The sequence below is a fragment of the Deltaproteobacteria bacterium genome (genome assembly GCA_017302835.1).
Taxonomy (GTDB): domain Bacteria; phylum Bdellovibrionota; class Bdellovibrionia; order Bdellovibrionales; family Bdellovibrionaceae; genus UBA2316.
Genome location: JAFLCC010000017.1, coordinates 1 through 20,779, shown reverse-complemented (window position 1 = coordinate 20,779; position 20,779 = coordinate 1). Strand labels below are relative to the sequence as shown.

16 protein-coding genes are annotated in these 20,779 nt (G+C 37.7%); 12 read left to right on the top strand and 4 right to left on the bottom strand.

From position 1 onward, the window contains the following. Positions 1–202: 202 nt before the first annotated feature. The 3 genes from J0M15_14410 to J0M15_14400 form a co-directional block, all read right to left on the bottom strand. Positions 203–448 carry a hypothetical protein gene (locus tag J0M15_14410; GenBank protein ID MBN8538243.1) on the bottom strand — a complete coding sequence of 82 codons (246 nt, stop codon included), beginning with the start codon at positions 446–448 and terminating at the stop codon, positions 203–205. A 162-nt stretch (positions 449–610) separates the two neighbouring features. Further along, a complete protein-coding gene (locus J0M15_14405) occupies positions 611–1,648 on the bottom strand; it encodes a hypothetical protein (protein ID MBN8538242.1) in 1,038 nt (345 codons plus the stop codon). Between the two features lie 7 nt (positions 1,649–1,655). Further along, positions 1,656–2,819 carry a hypothetical protein gene (locus J0M15_14400; protein ID MBN8538241.1) on the bottom strand — a complete coding sequence of 388 codons (1,164 nt, stop codon included), beginning with the start codon at positions 2,817–2,819 and terminating at the stop codon, positions 1,656–1,658. Between the two features lie 149 nt (positions 2,820–2,968). Here J0M15_14400 and J0M15_14395 point away from each other — a divergent pair, with 149 nt between their 5' ends. The 8 genes from J0M15_14395 to J0M15_14360 all read left to right on the top strand — a co-directional run bounded on the left by J0M15_14395 (position 2,969) and on the right by J0M15_14360 (position 14,358). Next, entirely contained in the window at positions 2,969–4,630 is a 1,662-nt protein-coding gene (locus J0M15_14395; GenBank protein MBN8538240.1) for a microtubule-binding protein, read from the top strand. 69 nt (positions 4,631–4,699) lie between these two features. Continuing rightward, positions 4,700–5,578 (top strand): hypothetical protein, encoded by an 879-nt coding sequence (locus J0M15_14390; GenBank protein ID MBN8538239.1) that lies wholly within the window; start codon positions 4,700–4,702, stop codon positions 5,576–5,578. A gap of 16 nt (positions 5,579–5,594) precedes the next feature. After that, complete coding sequence (locus J0M15_14385) at positions 5,595–8,591, top strand: FHA domain-containing protein (GenBank protein MBN8538238.1); 2,997 nt, start codon at positions 5,595–5,597, stop codon at positions 8,589–8,591. 58 nt (positions 8,592–8,649) lie between these two features. Then, complete coding sequence (locus J0M15_14380; GenBank protein ID MBN8538237.1) at positions 8,650–10,440, top strand: hypothetical protein; 1,791 nt, start codon at positions 8,650–8,652, stop codon at positions 10,438–10,440. A gap of 22 nt (positions 10,441–10,462) precedes the next feature. Beyond that, positions 10,463–11,281: a TIGR02147 family protein gene (locus tag J0M15_14375; GenBank protein ID MBN8538236.1), complete on the top strand. Its 819-nt coding sequence runs from the start codon at positions 10,463–10,465 to the stop codon at positions 11,279–11,281. A 138-nt stretch (positions 11,282–11,419) separates the two neighbouring features. Then, positions 11,420–12,952: an FAD-binding oxidoreductase gene (locus J0M15_14370; protein MBN8538235.1), complete on the top strand. Its 1,533-nt coding sequence runs from the start codon at positions 11,420–11,422 to the stop codon at positions 12,950–12,952. Positions 12,953–12,955: 3 nt separating this feature from the next. Continuing rightward, a complete protein-coding gene (locus J0M15_14365; GenBank protein ID MBN8538234.1) occupies positions 12,956–13,192 on the top strand; it encodes an RNA-binding protein in 237 nt (78 codons plus the stop codon). Next, the gene (locus J0M15_14360; protein ID MBN8538233.1) at positions 13,189–14,358 is read left to right on the top strand and encodes a hypothetical protein; all 1,170 of its coding nucleotides are present in this window, start codon (positions 13,189–13,191) and stop codon (positions 14,356–14,358) included. The genes J0M15_14365 and J0M15_14360 overlap by 4 nt, the downstream gene beginning before the upstream one ends. Positions 14,359–14,423: 65 nt before the next feature. Here J0M15_14360 and J0M15_14355 read toward each other — a convergent pair whose 3' ends face one another. Continuing rightward, positions 14,424–16,193 carry a hypothetical protein gene (locus J0M15_14355; protein ID MBN8538232.1) on the bottom strand — a complete coding sequence of 590 codons (1,770 nt, stop codon included), beginning with the start codon at positions 16,191–16,193 and terminating at the stop codon, positions 14,424–14,426. Between the two features lie 146 nt (positions 16,194–16,339). On the opposite strand from J0M15_14355, the gene J0M15_14350 reads away from it, so the two are divergent. The 4 genes from J0M15_14350 (at position 16,340) to J0M15_14335 (ending at position 20,474) form a co-directional block, all read left to right on the top strand. After that, positions 16,340–17,404 carry a methyltransferase domain-containing protein gene (locus J0M15_14350; GenBank protein MBN8538231.1) on the top strand — a complete coding sequence of 355 codons (1,065 nt, stop codon included), beginning with the start codon at positions 16,340–16,342 and terminating at the stop codon, positions 17,402–17,404. Between the two features lie 2 nt (positions 17,405–17,406). After that, positions 17,407–18,288, top strand: a complete 882-nt coding sequence (locus J0M15_14345) for a ThiF family adenylyltransferase (GenBank protein ID MBN8538230.1) — start codon at positions 17,407–17,409, stop codon at positions 18,286–18,288. A gap of 230 nt (positions 18,289–18,518) precedes the next feature. Next, positions 18,519–18,971, top strand: a complete 453-nt coding sequence (locus J0M15_14340; GenBank protein MBN8538229.1) for a hypothetical protein — start codon at positions 18,519–18,521, stop codon at positions 18,969–18,971. 267 nt (positions 18,972–19,238) lie between these two features. Further along, entirely contained in the window at positions 19,239–20,474 is a 1,236-nt protein-coding gene (locus J0M15_14335) for a hypothetical protein (protein MBN8538228.1), read from the top strand. The last annotated feature ends 305 nt before the right edge of the window (positions 20,475–20,779 follow it).

The window sequence follows — 20,779 nt, the reverse complement described above, 5'->3', positions numbered from 1 at the left end:
ATTCTTTCACAATGATTTTGTAAATGCACAAATATACATTCTATAAATGCATATTTGCAGATATAATCTACATAAGAATTTTAGCAGAGGCTTGTACTGCAAGAAAAGAACACTTTTAAGACAGAAATATCGGCTGATTTAGCTGACCAAGAAGGTCAGCTTCTAAAAAACTCTGCTTAAAAATAATTAGAATTCTAAAAATTTACTTTTTATTACCTTTTCCCATTCCAGTTCCTGGTCCAGTACTTTCAAGAACTTGAAGGCATTCTTTTGATAGTTCAGTTTTTTTTGTTTCAAGGCAAGTTCTTACTTCCTTAGCAACATGCTGTTTGCCGGCGCAAAATTTTTCAATATCAGTTTTGCAAACTGCAGCGACTGGGCCATCCCCCTTAGCGAAAGTGGCTAAAGATATTAAGACAGAAAATAACATAGCAATACTTTTTTTCATAACTAACTCCTTTTTTTTACTTCTACTCCTAATTTAAAGAAGCATGTACTGTTTTCTCTTAAGGAGTGAGTCAATTGTGAAACAAGTTTGGCAAAAATATTTCTAAAATATCTTCCCGATATATTGGAAAAGCAATGAGGATCCTTATTTTGTTACAGCTACTTAATTTAGCGTGTAATTAAAACCTAGTCTCCAGATCATTGAGTATTGTCTTGTATGAAAGCCGAAAGATTGAACCAATTCAAGGGGGTAACTGATCCTCCAACGGGTATCCAAAAAGAAAAAATATTGTGGGTTGATTTGAGGCATGACTTTGAAGGTGGCCTCTTCGGGCCATTTGGTATCTTTAAATTGGACTAAAATGGAAGGGCCAATGTCTATTCGGGTATTCGCGCGAACAAAAAACCTTCCTCCCACTCGGTACCCAAGCCAGGAAATTCTTCTTTCGTAGTATTCGCCAGTGTTGACTATCCCTGACTGGGCATTTCCACTGATAGCTCCCAGAGAAAAAGCATAACCATATTTTTCTTCGTAAATCGTATGATCGTAATAGATACCAACGCCAAAATAATGAGATTTCGTATCAGAGTAGGCGCTTGTCGAGCTATTTAAAATTTTAATTGTTTCGTACCAAGTATTGTAATCAATGGTGATAGCTTTTCGATCTTTAAACTTGGATTTGCTCACAGTGGAATGTCCAGTGTTTGATGAATTGGCTGTAGGGGCTACCTCCATGGGATTTTTGGGTTCCTCTCTTCCGCTGCTTTCGTCGAGAACCAATGGAGGTCTAATCTTTTGTTTTTTGGGGTTCAATGATTGCGGGGGAGCAGAAGAAACCGGTGGTGGCACCTTCACAGGAGAATTAGTTTCTTCTTCGGAAAGGGGTGGAATTTGGGGGCTTTCATCAGAAAAAGTAAGTCCCTCATTCATTTTTAGCGCTTTTGGTTGGGCTTTTTTGGCCGTATTTGACTTTGCAACAGGTTGAGTTTGAGGTTTAGTTAGACTCTTTGGCTTAGCTTGAGATTTTGTTTGGGACTGCGTTTGAGTCTTGGATTTAGATTCAGAGGGGCTTTTGGGCTTGGCTATGAGTGTAGACTCGTCAATCACAATGGCATTTTCTGCAAGCTGTATCGGTTCAGATAGGAGCAAGGAAAAAGCCTTAATTGAGAAAACCAAAAACAGGAGTGTGAAACGTAACATAAAACCTCTATAAAGATAGATGAAGTTGCATTTGGGCAGCCCAAGAATCACCAGCAGTGGTTTCATCTGAAAGGTCTCTGCCATTGACTAGGGTTAAACGAAATTCAGTTTTTAGATAAGGAAAAGAGACAAGCCCAAAGGTCCATTTTAAATTATCGGGAGACTTTGTCGAAAGTGATTGATTAAAATACTCAGCTTGGGAAAGAAAGAAAAATCCGCGGCGGATGAGGGCCATGCTTTGAGCCATGGCATAGCCTCCATTTTTGGTCGCGCCACTTTTTGGTTTATTTTGCAGGTAGCCAGCTTCGGTTAAAAAACTATTGCCTTTGCCAAAACCCAATTTGGAGTGAGCGGAAACGCGGAGCCAGTTCACATAATCGTTTTGTGACATCATAAAGCTTGAGCCGATTCGATGAAACTGGTGGAGGTCTTTTTCTGCCATTAATGAAAATCCCTTTTGCCTGAGATCGGCATCTTGGGAAAGATTTCCAAGAAAAGCGTGGGCAGTGTAATCCCAAGGTTCCATTTTATAGGTGGTCATCACTCCATGAGTTTGGTCATTTTGGGCCAACCCCGTCTTGACTCGAGAAAAAGCTGTATGATCGACAGTTCTGATGCCGAAAGCTTTGTCCATAAGTCCAACAAAGAAAATTAAATTATCATTTTTTAAGTAGCGAAGGTAATGCTCTCGAGAGATCCACTCGGAGGGTTTATTGGGATCATTTTTTAAATTAGCAGGCACGGGATAGTAACCGAAACTTGAAACGAATACCCATTTTTGATCTTGGTCAAAATGAATCACGGCGCTGGCATCAGCTTGCATGGTGACGAATTTACTTAATGCTTCTTTGCTTCCAGGATTTGTTTGAAACCATAACCCACGGTATTTAACTCCCGGGCGAAACCACCAAGGCAAGGAGGTCTTCCCAAGAAAACCGCTTTTTTCTGAGAGTTCTTCATCGGTAACCGTAGATTTCATAAAAGACTTAGAGATAACTTCCGCAGCAAAAACTCCACGACCGTAGTCATTCAGGGGACCATTGCCTTGACCATTGTAGTGACAAGTCATGCAGGAGCTGTATCCATAGCCAATAAAATCAGCATAGGCTTGAACATAAATCGGGTAACATAAGGAAACAAACCACACTAAAAATAAAATACAATATTTCATGGAACTATCATTTTTCAACACTCGACTAAAATCAAGCAGAACTTTGTTGGTCATGGTCAAAAGTCGGTTTTTTTAAAAAAACTAAGTCAATGCATTTAGTTTTATCTAGATTTTCTCGAATAGAGAATCGAAGAACAAAAGAGGAAAACATGTCATTTAATTATGAAAAACATAAAAATCACCAAGATGATGGACATTTTTGGACTTCTTATTCAGATTTGTTTTTAGGTTTATCAACTATTTTTTTGCTACTTTATGTCACATCTTCACTGCGAACGGGAACCAATGGCATGAAACAGCAGGTAGATAACCAGAATCTCAAAACTGAAGTTCAGGATTTAAAAAGTCAGTTGAAAATGTATGAGTCGATAAAAAAAGATTATTTAAAATCTCAAGCGCCTGAATCAGAGTTCAAGGCTTATCAAGAATTAATGGATAAGTTAGTTCTTCTCAAGGAAGAAGCCAAAGACGAGAAAGAGAAATTAAGACAGGCCTCTTTGGCGAATGGTCAAAAAGAAGAAGCGCTTAATCAGTACCAGCAAATGGTTCGCAATATGATTAACGCCAATGTCTTATCAAAAACTAAAATTAAAAAACGAGATTCGATTATCGAAGAACAAGATGTCACCATTGTGTCCCAAGAAGAACAAATTACGAATCTCAATGAAGATGTGGAAACCAAAAAGAAGTTGATTGCTGAAGGTGAAATGAAAATAGCTCAGGTTCAAGAAACTTTAGATGAAAAAATGAATGATCTTAAGATGGCGCTTAAAAATAAAGAAATCACTCAGCAGGCCTATCAGAAGAAAATGGCAAAATTGAAAGAGGACAATCAGAAAAACATTGATAAGCTTAATGAAGACAACCAGGCCTATCAAAAAGAATTAACTCAATCGCAAAGCAAGCTTGGAGAATTGTCATCAAGTCTGGCACAAACCCAGTCCGCCCTCAATGTAAAGTCAAAAGAAGCGGACCAACTTAAGAACAAATTAGGAACAGTTGAAGGCGAGTACAATAAAAAAATCGCTGATTTGCAAGGACAGTATGAATCAGAGAGAGACCGTGATCGCAAGGCCTTTGAAAAAGAGCTAGGGGCGCAAAAATTAGGAGCCGCCGAAAGAGCCAAAAGAGAGGGCGAGTTTAAACAAAGAGCGGAACAGAAAGAGCGTGATTTGCAAAATAAAATTGCCGGTCTGTCAAAAGATTTAGGGAGCAAAGATAAAGAGCTTCGTCAAGCCTTGGAAGAAAGAGATCTGCGCAAAGACGTTGCAAAGGAAATCAAAAAGGGATTTGAAAAAGCTGGCGTGAAGGCTGATATCGATCTTCAGACAGGGGAAGTAATGCTCGATTTTGGTGATTCTTATTTTGAATCGGGATCCGCCAAATTAAATGAAGATATGAAGTCAGTTCTTGAGAAAGCCATGCCCGTGTATGCGAAGTCTTTATTTGGGAACGACAAAGTAAAAGGAAAAATATCTGCAGTTGAAATTGTGGGCTTTGCTTCTCCGACCTATAAGGGAAAATATGTGGACCCTAACTCGAGTGCCAAAAATGACAAACAAGCTTTAAAGTACAACATGGATTTGAGTTATCAGCGAGCGAAATCCATCTTTACTCATATTATAGATGACAAGACGATGGAATTTGATCACCAAAAAGACATGTTCCCAGTCATGAAAGTTTCTGGAAGAAGTTTTCTTGAGGTGATGAAAGTTAAAAATGTGTCGCCGGGAGTGGATTTTTGTAAGGTCAACGATTGCAAAAAATCACAAAGAGTTATTATCAGATTTGGAATGGATGGAAAGAAATAATTAAAGGAGAATGGGAACATGGGAACTAAAACATTGGTAGAATATTTTATACTCTCTCTACCTTACATAATGGGTGGGGTATTTATACTGGGTGCCTTTCTGCGAGTCATGATTTGGTACACGGTAAAACGCCACGAATGGTTTTCTCGAGAGTTTGAGAAAAGAGTTTCGCTTTTCATGGAAACAGAAAAACCAAATGACAAAAAAAATGTTTCTTTTTATGTGCTATCTAAAAAAATGTTAGAAAGAACGTATTATGAAATTTTTGAAATGCGAGACCGTATGTTACGCCGACGCACTGATAAAATCATGCGTTGGAGTGATAGGATATTTTTGGTTAAACAAGGATGTTCGTGGTTGGTTAAAGACATATTGAAACAATTAAAATTTTTAAAATGGACTGACGAGACCCCTAAGTTATTACATATAACAAAGGCTACTTTTCATCACAATCCTTGTTTTAATAGGGTTTTTGGTGTGTTTCCGATATCTAGTCTTAATGATGTCGTTACGATCCTTCCAGGACTCTTTGTTGTGGCAGGTATCCTTGGAACCTTTATGGGAATAGCCAAAGGCTTGCCAGAACTGGGTGGAATGAATTTGCAAGACATGGACAATACCAAAAATGTGATGGATCGATTTTTATTTGAAATTTCCTATGCCATGTCATCTTCTATTTCAGGGATCACTTTTTCATTGTTGCTTAATTTTATCAACGTGATTTTTTCTCCAGATAGAGTATTCGTTTCGATGATCGATAGGTTTGAAAGCTCGATGGATTTATTGTGGTATCGAAGTGATCATAATCAGTTTCCAAGCAATGAAAAACCCTTTGATGAGAATAGAGATCCAGAAGAGGCGCTAGCTGAAGAATCACTGAATATTGAAATAGCTAAAGGGCAACGTGGTAGAGAATTTGATGAGATTAAAAAAATAAAGATATCTTAATAGAAAGTATTATTTTATGGCAAAGTCGATTCAGGTTTTTATTGTCACGGTTCAAGAAGGTGAGAATGTTGACTATAAAATAGTTGACGATAGCACCTTTACGGTGGGCCGATCCTTAGATGCCACCTTGGCCTTTAGTGATCAGAATATTAGCCGTATTCATTTGATCGTGACATTAAAACATAATAAAATTTGGGTTGAAGACCAAGGTTCAGCGAACGGTACATTTGTAAACGATCAAAAAATCCCTTCGCAAAAGACAATCAGTGTCGAGCCTGGAGATAAAGTCAAGTTAGGAAAATCTGAAATTTATTTGTCTTTTAATTTATTAGAGAAATGTTTTAAAAAAGATGAAATTGTTAAGAGCCAATTGCCTAAGGACGAGAAAGAATCACTTTCTCGAGTGATTCAGGGGGCTCATGCCGAAGGGCAAAAAATCGTTAAGTTGGCGCAGGAAGGGCATGATAAATTAATTAAAATTGCTGAACAAAAAGCTGTCAGCATTGAAAATGAGATGTTGTTAAAACAAAATGAAATTTTATCCACGGCCTCCGCCCAGGCGACTCAAATTGTCCAAGACGCCAAAAGACGTGGCGTTGGTCTTATCAATGACGCTCAAAACGATGCAGAGATTAAGGTTCAAGAAATCTACAGCAAGGCAAATGAATTTAAAAAAGAATCGGATGATTATTATAAATTAAAGCTTGAAGAGGCTCAGTTAAAAGCTCAGGAAATGTTAAAGAGGAACGAGACCTTAGCCCATGGAATAGTCGAGGAGGCCAGGCAAAAAGCCTCCTTGATGCGCGAATTCTCACAAAATGAAATGGAGCAGCTAAAAAGTAAGTCACTTATTGAAATTGAGGAATTGAAAAATAGTATTTTAAAGGATGCTCAGTCAGAGAAAGAAAGCTTATTGCAAAGAACAGAACGAGAGGCATTAAAAAAGATGCATGTGTTGCTGGCCGAATCAGAAGAAAATGCCAAGTTAGAAAAAGAAAAATTAATTGCGGCCGCTTATCGTGATATTGAAAAAATAAAAATGGACTCAGAGTCTGAAATAGATAATCAGAAAAAAGAAATATCTTTGCTGCAAAAAGATATTGAAAAACTTGAAAATGAAATTAAAGCTCTTGATGAGAGTCGAAAAAGTCTGAAGTCAAAACTTGAAAAAGAAGAACAAGATAAAAGAAAGTCGCTAGATGAAGAGCTTCGATTGAGAGGAGAATCCTTTGAAAAATCGCTTGCTGAAAAAGGTGAGGATTTTGAATCAAGACTTAAAAAAAGACAAGAGTTTGCAGAGAGAGACATTGCCTCTCGCTATAATGATTTAGAACTTGAAGAAGAACGAAAAAACAATGAACTTTCTGAATTCAAAGGAAACCTGAAAAAAAAGGAAGAAGAGTTTTACTTTCACTTTAACAGAGATAAGGAAGCTAAATTAAAAGAGCTTGAGCATCAAGAGAAATCAGTACGAGAACAGAATGAAAAACTGGTAAAAGAAACAAACAGCTGGGTTGAGGAGACTAAATCTCGATTACAAAAAGAGTGGGATGAACGCGAGGTTCAATTAAGGAATTTTGAGTCAAACAAACGAAATGAAACCCAAGCGTGGATCAAGGCCGAACAAAAAAAGAAAGAAAATGAATGGCAACTCAAAGCAGCCGAGATTAAAGAGTTAGAAGAAAAGAAAAACAAAGAGTTGAGTCAATGGTTGAAAGAAAGACAGGACGAGTTTTTATATAAAAATAAAGATCTAATTGACGAGAATAATATATTAGAAGCTAAAGTTAAAGAATTAAGAGTAGATCATACCAGTCTAGAAAGAAACAACTCTCAGTTAAGAAATGAAAATGACCTGATCATAAAAGACTTTAATGAGACCAAGGAGAAAGTAGATAAGCTTAAAGAATCAAATATCCGTTTGTTAAAGCAACAAGAGGCTGTCATCCATGAAACCCGAATTGTCGAAAAGAAATTGGGAGAGATGAGATATGAGATGAGTGCGCAGCAAGAAAACGTCATTCATATGGAAAAAGATTTTGAAGCCAAAAAATCTTTATTCAAAGAACAGTTAATTATCGAACAACAGAAGATGCAGAAGGCTACGCAAGAACAAGTGAATCAAATGAAAATTCTCGAATTAGATAAGCTAAACACCATGAAAGAAACGATGTTAAGCGATATTTATAAGAATAAAGAAACGATAGCGAAGGAGATTCATCGTTCTATTGAAAAAGAAATTATTGGAACCATGCCGCCGGCTCAATTTGCTCAGCTGTCTGAAAATATTTATAAGCAAATTGTTAACACCTTTGATGAACATTCAGCCGCCACATCGGCAGAGACGGACTCAGATAAAGGGCAATTAAAGAAAGATGCCACTTTGGTATTGTCGAAACAGAAAAGACAACGTCAGCAGTTTGTTGGGGGCGGAATGTTGATGGGGATGCTCTTGTTTTTCTTAGGGAGCTCTGGTTATAATTACGTGAAAGAGAAACAGACCCCTGTGAGTGAAAGAATCGCAGAGCAAGCAGAGCAAAACAAGAAAGATTTAATAGGTAAAAAATTTATCCCAGCCAGAGTCCCCGAAGTGAAGGAGTCCTATGTGGATCTTGTGCTGTACACAGACCAATTTACAGAGCTTTACTTAAACCACAAATATCATGACAAGTGGGGCAAGGCGGCGATGGATTATCTTTTGAAAACATGGAGAATTGAAGAAGAAAAATCCATAAAAATTGTGGCCATGTCGCACACTCTCGTCAAGAATTTGATTGAAAAAAAAGAAACCATCCGTACTGATTTTCTAGAACAAGGTTTGGCTAAAATGAAGGAAATTGAAAGCGAAAGCGCGAATAAAGTCATAGAAATTCTAGGATCTCAGGTAAAGTATGAATCCTTTCGAAAATTTGAAAGAAAATATTTTCGCGAAGAGTTAGAAAAGTTCTACCTTGCCAGAAGCTCAAAACAGCAAAATGATGGGGAAATTGATCAAAGTTCCACAGCTAAATAATTGGCCATTAGTTAGCTAAATATTTAGCTAACTAAACGTGCAGTGAAATAAATTTTATATGAAAAAATATCAAAAATGTTATCCCTCTGAAGTTTCCATGAAGAGCCTTTTCTTGGGACCAAAGGCAGAGAATAGTTCTTGGTTGTTAGAACAAATGTTGGGCATTTTAAACAATTGGTTCTTATGGAGAAAAAAGCTTAATCCCTATGATGGCCCTGCGGTCAGTGCTTTTGACCAAAACCTCAAGGAGTTTATTAATAAACAAAATTTTGTTTCTGAAAATCTTAAACATTTAGCGGCTCTTTTTGAAAAAGAGGTTCCTCAATTTTCACCTCGTTATATTGGTCATATGTTTTCTGAAGTTAATTTGCCTGCTTTACTAGGACACTTTATCAGCTTGCTTCATAATCCAAACATCATTTCCCATGAATCGGCAAAGGTGGGGATCAAAATTGAAAATGAAGCGATTGGTTGGCTCAATCAAATGATTGGATTTAAAGGAAATCATGGGCATTTCACCTCGGGTGGAACAGTTGCTAATTTTGAATCTTTGATCAGGTCGAAAGAACGAATTTTTTTATGGGCCCTCATGTTGGCTACGGAAAATCAAGTTCTAAAGACGAAAAATGAGTTATGGCAAACCAGCTCTTGTGGGTGGAAAAGGTTTCATAAATTATTTTTAAAAAAAGAAATTAGAAGGCAATTTCAAAAATCATTAAAAGAATTGAACTCCAGCGAGAGTAAACGAATCTATTTTAAAGAAATGTTTGGAACTCAAAATAACGACCCCGTGGTGCTGATTCCACAGCATAAACATTATTCCTGGATGAAGGGCTGCTCTTTTATAGGTTTGGATCCCGAGCAAGTTCGTTATTTAGATCTTGATGCCGATGGGAAGGTTGATTTAAAAAAACTAGATCGTGATTTAGGAGAGCTGAAAAAGGAAAATCGTCCCATTCAGATGATTGTTTCCGTTTTTGGAACTACCGAGCTAGGTTTTGTGGATCCTATTGATAAGATTCTTCAGTTGCTCAAAAAAAACAAAGTGCCCAACACCTGGTGCCATATAGATGGCGCCTTTGGAGGTTTTTTTGCGACCCTTAAAACGGAACCAAAGCTTTTTACTCAGAAAGCTTTTCAAAGTTTAAAGGCAATGAAGTTAGCAACCTCAGTCACCATTGACCCCCACAAAATGGGCTACGTTCCTTATTCGAGTGGCGCTTTTTTATGTGCCCATAGAGAGGATTACTATTTGCAATCATTTTTTGGCCCTTACGTTGTCTATGAAGAAAAAGTAGATCGAGGTCCTTACACCCTAGAGGGATCTCGTCCTGGAACGGGGGCCACAGCGATGTGGATGACTGCGAAATCAATTCCATTAAATTCCCAAGGTTTAGGACAGATAATTAAAAGAACTTTGCGGACCAAAAAGGATCTTGAGATTTTATTACGAGAATCCCATCCAGGGATTCGAATTGCTCACAGTACAGATCTAAATATTTTGTGTTTTTGTTTGGCCTCGGAGGGAGATAGTTTCTTATCTGTAAATAAAAAAACAAAAAGCTTATTGAATAAAATGGCGAAAAAAAAAGAGGGCTTTATTGTCTCACAAACCATTTTAAAATATGAAAGTTACTCGGCTTATATTGAAAAGCTCAGTCAACAGTGGAAATGTAATAATGAACAATCCCAAAAAAAAGACTTAATGTTGATCAGGGTGACGGTGATGAATCCTTTTTTTGATTCCAAGGAATTCAAGATAAACTTTAAAAAAGAATTCGTTAATTTTGTTCTTAAAAATATAGATGAGGGCAGCAAGGCAAAGTCCCATAAGGAAAGGAAGGGGTAATTCATACTCCTTGAATACACAGATGATAAATTCAGAACTGAAGAAGGAGCCCCTTAATGATTTTACAGAAATTCTTCGAGGGGAATTAAAAAGTCGCACACAAAGAAATCCAAAATATTCTTTGCGTGCATTTGCCCGAGATCTTGGAATTTCGCCGGCACGGTTAAGTCGAATTCTCTCCGCACGAGCTGTATCCAGTAGAGCCATGACCTTAAAAATAGGGTCTAAGCTTGGATTTAAAGATGAAAAATTAGATTGGTTTATAGCATTGGTCGAATCTCGTTATGGAAAAAACCCTACAGAAAAGGCAGCCGCTCAAGCTCTAGTTGATCGTTATAGCGAAGGGATCTTGACCAAAAAGTTAACTGTTAAAAACCCTTTCTATTGGAGTTGGTATCACTTCACTATTCGAAGAATGACGCAACTGAAAGACTTTCGTGTGAATTTTGATTGGATAGCGAAGGCCCTAGGGATGAGAAAAGCTCATGTAAAAAAAGCTGTTGATGAATTGCTCATGGAGGGAGCGTTGATGATGGTGAATGGAAAGTTAGAAATACATGAAAACTATTCGGTTCAAATCGAAGGCGATAAGGCATTGTTTTGCAGGAGGATGGAAAAATCTCTTTATCCACGAAAGCTTAAGTCCATTCTTGGAACAAACAGAGAACGATCACACCATGCAAGACATTTTTTTGCCTTGAACCATGCTCAAATGGAAGAAATAAAAAGGCTCATTCGTAGTTTCGAAAATCAAGTTGATGACTTGACCTATAAAACACAAGAACCAGATGACGTGTATTTACTGAGTATTGATTTTTGTGCGCTCACTCAAACTAAATAGTGTTTCCTCCTGTTGCGCCGAGGATGATTTTGTAAACACTCAACAACATTTTTAATTAAAGATCACAAGGTAACTCATGGATTGGTGTTGCTCCTTTTTTTCTTCGATGCAAGGCTTTCTTAGGAGGAGATAGATTCAGTGGAAGAATTTCTGAAAACTCTAAGAGAGCAAATTGGGGAAGACAAGGTGATCACGGATGTAGATCTCCTAGCCCAGGTTTCGCAAAACTCTTTAGGTGTGAATAGGCGCGTTCCTGCTATTTTATTTCCGAAGAGTGAAGCTGACGTGTTGAGTATTGTCAAATCGGCAGGGCAATGGAGCGTACCGCTGTACCCTTTAAGTCGAGGACGAAATAGGGGCTATGGAGATATGACCCCGGTCAAAAAAAATCAAGTCGTAGTGAGTTTAGAGCGGATGTCACGAATTCTAGATTTGGACATCGAAGGTGGTACCGTCACCATTGAGCCAGGAGTTAGCCAAGGGCAGTTGGTTAGTTTTTTAAGGCAGAATGCCAAGGACTGGATGGCTGATGTAACCGGGGCTTCACCCGAAGCCAGTTTGGTTGGGAATACACTCGATGGCGGTTTTGGTCACACACCCTTGGGAAATCATCGTGACCATTTGCTTTCATTGCGTGCTGTTTTGGGATCAGGGGAAGTTCTGCATACGGGAAGATTTCCAACGATGGGACCAAACTTAGCACCGCTTTTTATTCAGTCTAACTTTGGAATTGTTACGGCCTTACAACTTCCGCTTTTTCGTAGGCCTGAAGTTATTGTTACCTACACCTTGCAAATTTCTAAGGAAGAAAATTATTTGGAGGTCCTTCCTGTCTTAAGAGAACTTCGCCAGCTCGGAGTGATTCGAAGTTTGCCTCACTTTGCTAATGCCACTCGTATTTTTATGTCCACCAATCATTTTCCACCGGAGTTGGGAAAGGAACAATGCCTTTCAGACGCTGATTGCCGTGAGCGTTTAAAAATTCCATTGATGCGAACACCGCTGTGGGCAGGAGTGGGTGGGCTTTATGGGAGCCAAATCCAAGTGAAGGAGTCCATGCATATTTTGAAAACGAGGCTTGGAAAATATGGACAGGTGAAGATGTTCAACCCTGGTCGATTTAAAATTTTACGCCGGCTCAGTCGCCTCTTTTTTTTCAATTCTCCAAGTTATCTTCAAAATGTTGAGAGGAGTCTTTCGTCGCTTGAAGATATTTATTCTTTGTGCGAGGGAATTCCCTCTGCTCGCCCCAATGAACACATACAGTGGAAAACTCAAAACAAAACAGATTTAGGGCTTATTTGGATATGTCCAGTTATCAGAGCTTGTCCTCAAGAAGCTGAAAAACTATTGAGATTGGTTCGCCCTATTTTTGAAAAGTTTCGATTTGAGCTTCCCATTACCATGACCTTGATTGATGAAATTCACTTGGTCTGTGTTTTAAATATTTCCTTTGATAAATCAAATCAGGAACAGCTGCTAAGGGCTCATCGGGCCTATCGAATGCTTCATTCAGAATTTAGGAAAGAGCGAATTAATTGTTATCGTAATGGAATTGTTTTTCAAGGATATGGAATTCCTAAGGAACGGTTAGAGTCTATCCAAAAACTCAAACGAGCTTGGGATCCTCAAGGGATCATAGCACCAGGACGCTATGGAATAAGGAGTTAAATAATGAAGAGTCTTTTTATTGGTGCTTTGCCTTTTAGGGCAGATGAAAAAAGAATTAGAGAATTAATTTTACCTTACGGGCCAGAAGAGAACATACAGATCTTTGCCGATTGGATAAACCCTCACTTTGAACCCTATGCATTGGTGAGGGTGAAAGATGTGGATCGTGCCATTGCTGAATTGGATGGACTCAAGATAGGTTCAACTCACTTACGAGTGCATGAATGGAGTGGAATATGAACGTTGATCAGCAGATAGTTCGCGAAATTAGATTCTTCGATTTTGTGGCTCAAAAAATTTGGCCCAGAGTGCGATGGTTATTTACTAAGATGATAGCCCAGCGTTGTTCTCAATGTGTTATTTCATCTCGTGTCTCCTATGTGACCTTAACTGACGGGGTATGTAATCTTTGTGCTGATTACAACCGAACCAAGAACAAAGAAGAAGAAGCATGGCATGAGAAATACATTGCTCATCAGGCCAGGGCTCTTGATGAACTTCTTAAAGCTTATCAAGGAAAAGGTCGAGGTCGATATGATGCCATCGTGTTATTTAGTGGAGGCAGGGATAGCACCTACATGTTGCATCGACTCAAACGTGATTATCCTGGACTTCGGTTGTTGCTGATGACCTGGGATAATGGTTTTTATAGTGCCGTAGCTCTTGAGCGATCCTTAGAGGTCGCTCAGAAATTGAATCTGGAACATATTCGCTACAAGCCAAGTTCTTCGGTGTATAAAACTCTCTATCGTTATACCCTTCAGAATGTAGGACAGAAAGGGAGTTACCAAACTGTTGATCGAATGGATGGAACCCTTAATCAATTTTTAGGTTTTCATTACGCTTATCTCATGGACATTCCTTTAGTATTGGCCGGCGTCGATTTTGCTCAAGAACAGATCATGCAGTTTCATAGTTATTTTGAAATGCCTTTCGAGGACATGGGTTCGCGGACGTTGTTGGACCGAATGGAACGACGATCAGGTTTTAAAATTAAAGAAATATTTTCTGAGGAGGATCAAAAGCTTTTTTGGGATGGAACAGGGAAAGACAAAGCAAAGATTCCTCGCTATATACTCCCCCTCTTAGCGTGGAGGCCTGATAAAAGTTCAGTGCAGGACGATCAAGAGCTACAGGAGTTACTACCGAAACGGGATTCTTCTCCCATCTTGACTAACAATCAAGTACTTGCGGTGATGACAGCTATTGACATTAAAACCATCGGCTATTGCAGTTTCGAACCAGAATTTTCTGAAATGATTCGCTTTCGCGAGAACGATCCCATTTACTGGCGAAATGTTTTTGAACTTGTGGAGCTCGCTGTAAAAAGACGGTTTCTTTTGGAAACTATAATCTCTAAGGTATTAAAAAAACTGGGACTAAGTTCAAAGGAAGTCAGACTGTGATTTTTGTTGTTTTTTTCAAGGGTTGAGCGAATTGACTCCAAAAAAGAGTGATCCAGATATTAGGACTAAGAGAAATTAAACGCCTTTGTTAATTTATACAGTGATTTTTTTCCAGAGTTTTGACGAAGAACAACTCCATCTTCAATCATTTGATTGATAATTCTAATGGTTTTAGCTTTACTCAAACCAGATGACTTTTCTAAATCTATCCTTTTTTGGAAACCATTCAACTCTAGTTGAGACGAGATTTTTTCATATATAACCTTACTTAACTCTGTCGCATTACGAGCCTTACAAGTTCTCGTCAAAATTTTTCTCCATGCATTCTTATCAAATTCATTTTGAGAAACTCCTTTAATTAGTTGATATCTTTCCTTTCTCATTTGAAAATGAATCACTTGTCGTCTTATGCTAAAATCAAAGGATCCCTTGTGAATTGATTTTAACCTAGATAATACATTGTAAACTTTTCTGTAATGAATAAGTTCATCGTAATAGGAAATTCCAAAAACAGATTCCATAAAATCATTCATGATTGCAGCAGTGTTAGATTCAATATTAAGAAAAAAATGGGAACTTAAAACTAGACTTTCACTTGAAATCCAAGTTTTAAAAATCGGATCCCACAAGCGACCATAGATTAAATGAGAAATTATTTTTGAATAGTTGAATTTGATTGGCGTAAATGAATTCAAACAAAGACCCGGTAGAATTTCTCTAACTTTTGATTTTTTTAATGGTTGAAATTGACGGAAGAAAGGGAGGATATTTTGAAGATCACTTTTTAAATTCATAGGAAGATGAAGACTCAAATTTATTAAATCATCAATGAATCTTCTTTCTTGATTCAAATAGTGATGCCCTTTGTAATTTAAAGGACCCAATAAATTTATAAATTGGAAGGCTTTTTTTTGAGAAGAAGGATCAAATAAGGACACTAAAATTAAACAATGACTTAACATTATTTGATCTTCAGAAGTTAGTGAAGAAATAAATTTTTCAAATGGAAACTCTTCAAGTAATTGAATCACCGAGTTTATATTAACTTTATTAGGTTGACTCAATGAAGTCCAAGTCCAGAGATAAAGACGATCTGTCCAATGATTTATAGGTGGGTTGTGAAGGTCTTCTGCTGTTCTACGAAATTGCAAGGTATTTAAAATAAATCGAGCATAAGGTTGAAGGGTATTTAGTGAAAAACTCAGATTGCTAGATTTTAAATTCATTTGTGGAAGTCTTTTTAACCAAAGAAAATAAAAAATGGAAGGTCCCTTATAGTTATAAATCTGAGTCCATAAGCCTTCGCGAAAGTAGAATCTTAAAAGCAGAGAATTAAATTCTAAAAAAGTTTTTTGGTTGAGAGTCTCTTTTGGAATTTTCTTAATTTTGTTTCGAAGATTGCTAATCTTTTCAGAAATATCAAAACCAAGGGCTTCTTGACAGATTAAAGAGTTTATGTGTGTGGAGTAAAAACTATTCGTGTCAAAAGATTTTTTTTCCGCGGATAGCGAGTATTCAAGTGCCGTATGATATTGTCGACGTCGAATAAATACGCCTGAAAGCTCATACAGATAAAGAAAACTATCAGAAAGCTTCAGTTCAGAAAATTGAGTTTGCAGTTTTTTATAAATTTCAAAACGCGAGTCGACATTTTCGTCTAGGCTTATAGAGTAGGCACGTAACATCTGGAAATGAAAAAAATCCCAAGGATCAGGCGAGCTTTGAATTTGCCTTTGATATCGTTCACAAAATAGATTTACCTTATCAATGTTTTGGAATAACCGAGCATTAATTGCATTTATCAGAAGAGGATGCTTTGGAAGTTGTGATTTCAAAAAATTCCTTAGGAATGCGTTCGTTTCAAAATACGTTTCAATAATAAAAAAAATAAATTGTGAGTCAAGATATAAACAACTAACTTTTCATTTATAAATCATTTTGCAGTTTCATAATTGATTTGATTTTTTCAATCGGAGGAATGATGCTTCATAGAATTTATAACTACCTTTTTGAAAGAGTTTTCTTTAAAAGACAAATAGAAAAGTTCTATCTTGTTTTTGGTGGGCATATTTTTTTTCAAACATTAAGGGTTGCGGTTCAACTAAGGCTTTTTGATCTGTTAAAACAAAATGGTTCTCTTGAATTAAAGGAGATCGCAGAGAAGCTTTCTCTTCAACTTCAACCAACTCGGATAATTTTACTTGGATTGACATCTGTAGGTTTTATAAAGAAAAAGGGTTCTCGTTATTCTAACTCTTATCTCTCAGATATGTTGTTTGTTCATTCCAGTCCTAAAAAAGTGATAGCCTATATTGAATTGCAACACAGAGTTATGTATAGAGGTCTGTACTGGCTTTTAGAATCGGTAAAAGAATATAAGAATGTCGGTTTAAAAGAAATTCCAGGAAATGAGAAGACTTTATATGAACGACTGGCCCATGACCCTGAACTAGAGAAAATATTTCAAGAAGCGATGCAAGAACTTTCCTTGCATGCCAATAAAGAACTGGCAAATCACCTTGAACTCAATGGAGTTAAAATACTTGTAGATGTTGGAGGGGGTGATGGGACAAACGCATTAGCCTTGGCAAGAAAATGGCCACAGTTAAAGACCGTGGTGTTCGATTCAGAGACTGTCTGCAATATTGCTATTCAAAATATAAAACATCAAGGCTTAGCTGATAGAGTGTCCACTTCGATTGGGAACGCGTTTTCGACTCCTTTTCCTGCAGGTGCAGATTCATTAATGTTTTGTCACTTTTTCACTATCTGGGGAGAGTCAAAGGGAAAAGAGCTACTCAAAAAGTGTTATAGCTTTCTTCCAAAAGGGGGAAGAGTTATTATATTCAATATGTTTCAAGATGATAATGAGTGTGGCCCCCTGAGTGCAGCCGTAGGCTCGCCTTATTTTCTAGGAATTGCCACCGGTTTGGGAATGCTTTATACCGCAAAAGAATATAAGGCCTGGTTCGCCGAATGTGGATTTCATTCCATTCAGCATACCCGTTTAGCTCGTGATCACGGAATTATCATAGGTATTAAGTAAAAATGTCTAATGATTCAAGTTCAGTACTTCCATCCTACGAAGAATTGTTTTCAAGAAATATTGGAATTGTTTCAACTAATGAGCAACTTGTTCTTTCAAACTCAAAGGTGGGCATAGCTGGTGTTGGGGGAGTTGGTGGTGCACATGCAATCACCCTTGCACGAATGGGAGTAGGTGAATTTTATCTCGCTGATCCTGATATTTTCGAACCTGCAAACATGAATCGTCAGGCGGGAGCAACTATTTCCACTCTTGGAAGACAAAAAGGAGTGGTAATAAAAGAAATGATACTTTCAATCAACCCAAAAGCAAAAGTAACTGTTTTTGAAAAAGGGTTAACTAACGAAAACCTGTCGGATTTTTTGAATGGAGTTGATATCATTTTAGATGGACTTGATGCCTTTGCCATACCTATTCGAAGGAAATTATATGAAGCTTGCAGCAAAAAAGAAAAATTTGTTATTGCCTCTGGGCCCTTAGGCTTGACGGGAACACTTCATGTTTTTGGACCAGGGTCAATGTCATTTGAAAAATATTTTGACTTTAAAAGTTGCCGAAATTTTGAAGAATGTTTTGTCGCATTTATTGTGGGAACTTGTCCTTCATTTTTGCAATTGGGACAAATAGATAGCCAAAGTGTTAATATCGAAAAGCAACAAGGCCCTTCATTAGCTCCTTCCATTAACTTATGTGCAGCTTTAACAGGAGCCGAAGCATTACAAATTTTAATTCATAAGAAAAGTAATCTATTGGCGCCAAGATTTCTTCAATTTGATTTACAGAAAAAAAGAATGGTAAGGAAGTACTTATACTTTGGAAATCGCAATCCTATTCAAAAGCTAAAAAGAAAAATAGTTTTATTTATTTTAAAAAGAAAAAAATAAAACGATGGTGAGTGACACCTATTAAAATCGGTGCAAAGATATTCCTTGAATAAGAAATTCCCTTAACTTTAGCAATGTCCCATTGCTTTAACTGTCCCATTGTAAGGCAAGTCTATAATTTTCGTGAATCTATATACTTTTTACTGTCTAAAATAAGGCAGTATGAGTATCCTAAATTTTAATATACAGAAAATAGACAGAAATAGTTCATAACATTTCAAGAGGAAACCATGATGAATTTGTTAAGATTTTCAATTTATTTGCTTATATTGACGAATTTTCTCATTCAAGTGCAGGCTCATGGAAAATCAAATATTCGTTTGATTTGCTATGATCATCATGGAAATCAACTCATTTTATCACAAGATGATCAAGCTAGTGACGTTGATTTTAAAATCATGCTCAATTCGCCGAAAGTTTCGCTATATGGCCCACTAAAACCAAACGCGATTCAGTACCTTGTTTCAGAAAATGTCCTTAAAAGTGTAAATTATGATCAATTTGTCCTCCCTATTAGGTATAACCTTCAAGAGAAACGCTATGTGAATAAATTCAATCATTTTGAATACTTTTTGCAAATGAGAGATAACAGTGTTGATTTCGTTTTTTTAAAAAACAGCGAATCAATTTTTTGGAATTATAATCTCTGTCAAAATCCCAGGAAGTTCACTGCAAGTTATTAACATTTTCCCTAATGCCAGGATTTTTTCACCTAGGGCTTGTATGAAATCTATCATATTATTTTGTTCAATCTTTTGTGCAATTTACGCAAAAGGATCAAAGTGAAATATTTATTTTGAAATTAGAACCTGGGTTGTCTCAAATCAGTTCAAATTCTTGTTAACAAATTTTTAGAATTATTTCTCATAATGGCTCTCAAGTATTTAACTTATCTCCCGAACTTAAGTCTGGCTCAATCATGGGCCAAATTAAGAATGGAAGGTACGTAAATGAATCATTTTATAAAGCATAAAAAGTCCTTGGCGTCAGTTCTAGTCATCAGTATGGCATTGGGACTAGGAGCTTGCACAAAGAAGTCAGAAACCGCAGTGGCATCAGGGAGCTCAACCAATGATTTTGCCAATCTTCCCGAGGTGACAGGCCCAGTAACAAGCGTGTCTTCAGGGGCTCTGGGACTCAATTCTGCGCTAGCCGCGACCACAGGTGTCCCATTAGCAACAGTAGCTACCAGCACCTTCAGCTCAGGAATGTCTGTGCCTATGTGTGAAAATGTCAATAATGTGAAAGAGATTCTTAGAGAGGCCGCATCGCCAGATAAAATCTTGTGTTATATGGGAAAGATGAAAGGCGCTGATGTAATCCCCAGCACATTGAATGTGGCGGATGGACTTCCTCACTATATCAAGTTGGTGAATTTGCCAAACGAGGGGGGCGGTGACCGCAATTCCACTCCTCAAATCAAGTTTCAAATTGTGAAAAGCAATGGGACCATATCCAGCTTCAAAATGTGGTCTTGCTTCAGCGGCACATCCACGGTGCCAGTACAGAGCGAGTATATAGAACAATCGTTCACTGGTGAAACCGCTACCGTGAGTTCGAAATACCTGGGTTCTGAATCCGGCGCGACCTTTGGGTCCAGCATGACAGCCACGGGAACATTCACTGCCGGCGCTTGGAGCAGCAAAAATATTTCTGGTTACAAGTATTATAGCCAAAGTGGAAGCTCTTTTGTGAATACACTCAACTTGAACCAATATTCCAATCGCATTGATATGTCGATTGCAATGAAGGGTGTTTTTGGTGGAAACACTTTTGAGAACAGATTTTTCACCATCGCTCAGATAATCAATGCCACATCACTAGCAACCACGGCCATCGGCGACGGCAGTTCGAAATATTCCATGTCCTACACCCCCAGCGTGGGTTCGCCATTTACGCAATCAGGAACTGTCTCTTGGAACGGCGATACTAAGATGAATTTAGGGACCGCTTCCAGTGGTGACTATTATACGGCTGCCAATGCGGGAACTGTTCCTGATGCCCCCAATGCAGCAGCCACTGTGACATTTACTGGGGATCAAGTTTGGGATTGCACTGCGCCTGCAGGTGAGGCTTTTGTGGAAGCTAATTTCTCTGTTGGTGGAACAACAATCCAACAAGGTATGCAAGCTTGTGATGCGAAATACATCAGCAACAACCAGTGGGTGAACTGTCCTTATCAATAGGACTTAAGTAAAACCAAGGGTTTTCTTAATTTATCCTTGCCTGTCTATGAAACTAGATTCCTTGTTTTGATTATTGGTGACCAAACCAACCAAGACAAGGAGTCACCAAGGATGGACGTCAATAGTTTCAAATCAATTTCTTTAGGAATGCAACCAGAGGAAGTCAAAGATTCTTAAGTAGGGTTCACGGGATTTGAACGGGGTATTTAGTTAGATATGAGTCAAAAATTGCCCATTCCATGGCCTTGTGATTTGATTTTGTTACTACGCAATTTCAAATTAAAAGGAGTTCCAAGGAATGGACT

Bases quoted from the DNA above. Each gene is read 5' to 3' on its own strand.
- J0M15_14405 (MBN8538242.1), bottom strand. From the start codon at position 1,648: ATGTTACGTTTCACACTCCTGTTTTTGGTTTTCTCAATTAAGGCTTTT.
- J0M15_14335 (MBN8538228.1), top strand. From the start codon at position 19,239: ATGAATCATTTTATAAAGCATAAAAAGTCCTTGGCGTCAGTTCTAGTC.
- J0M15_14390 (MBN8538239.1), top strand. From the start codon at position 4,700: ATGGGTGGGGTATTTATACTGGGTGCCTTTCTGCGAGTCATGATTTGG.
- J0M15_14380 (MBN8538237.1), top strand. From the start codon at position 8,650: ATGAAAAAATATCAAAAATGTTATCCCTCTGAAGTTTCCATGAAGAGC.
- J0M15_14375 (MBN8538236.1), top strand. From the start codon at position 10,463: ATGATAAATTCAGAACTGAAGAAGGAGCCCCTTAATGATTTTACAGAA.
- J0M15_14350 (MBN8538231.1), top strand. From the start codon at position 16,340: ATGCTTCATAGAATTTATAACTACCTTTTTGAAAGAGTTTTCTTTAAA.
- J0M15_14340 (MBN8538229.1), top strand. From the start codon at position 18,519: ATGATGAATTTGTTAAGATTTTCAATTTATTTGCTTATATTGACGAAT.
- J0M15_14400 (MBN8538241.1), bottom strand. From the start codon at position 2,819: ATGAAATATTGTATTTTATTTTTAGTGTGGTTTGTTTCCTTATGTTAC.
- J0M15_14345 (MBN8538230.1), top strand. From the start codon at position 17,407: ATGTCTAATGATTCAAGTTCAGTACTTCCATCCTACGAAGAATTGTTT.
- J0M15_14385 (MBN8538238.1), top strand. From the start codon at position 5,595: ATGGCAAAGTCGATTCAGGTTTTTATTGTCACGGTTCAAGAAGGTGAG.
- J0M15_14410 (MBN8538243.1), bottom strand. From the start codon at position 448: ATGAAAAAAAGTATTGCTATGTTATTTTCTGTCTTAATATCTTTAGCC.
- J0M15_14365 (MBN8538234.1), top strand. From the start codon at position 12,956: ATGAAGAGTCTTTTTATTGGTGCTTTGCCTTTTAGGGCAGATGAAAAA.
- J0M15_14360 (MBN8538233.1), top strand. From the start codon at position 13,189: ATGAACGTTGATCAGCAGATAGTTCGCGAAATTAGATTCTTCGATTTT.
- J0M15_14395 (MBN8538240.1), top strand. From the start codon at position 2,969: ATGTCATTTAATTATGAAAAACATAAAAATCACCAAGATGATGGACAT.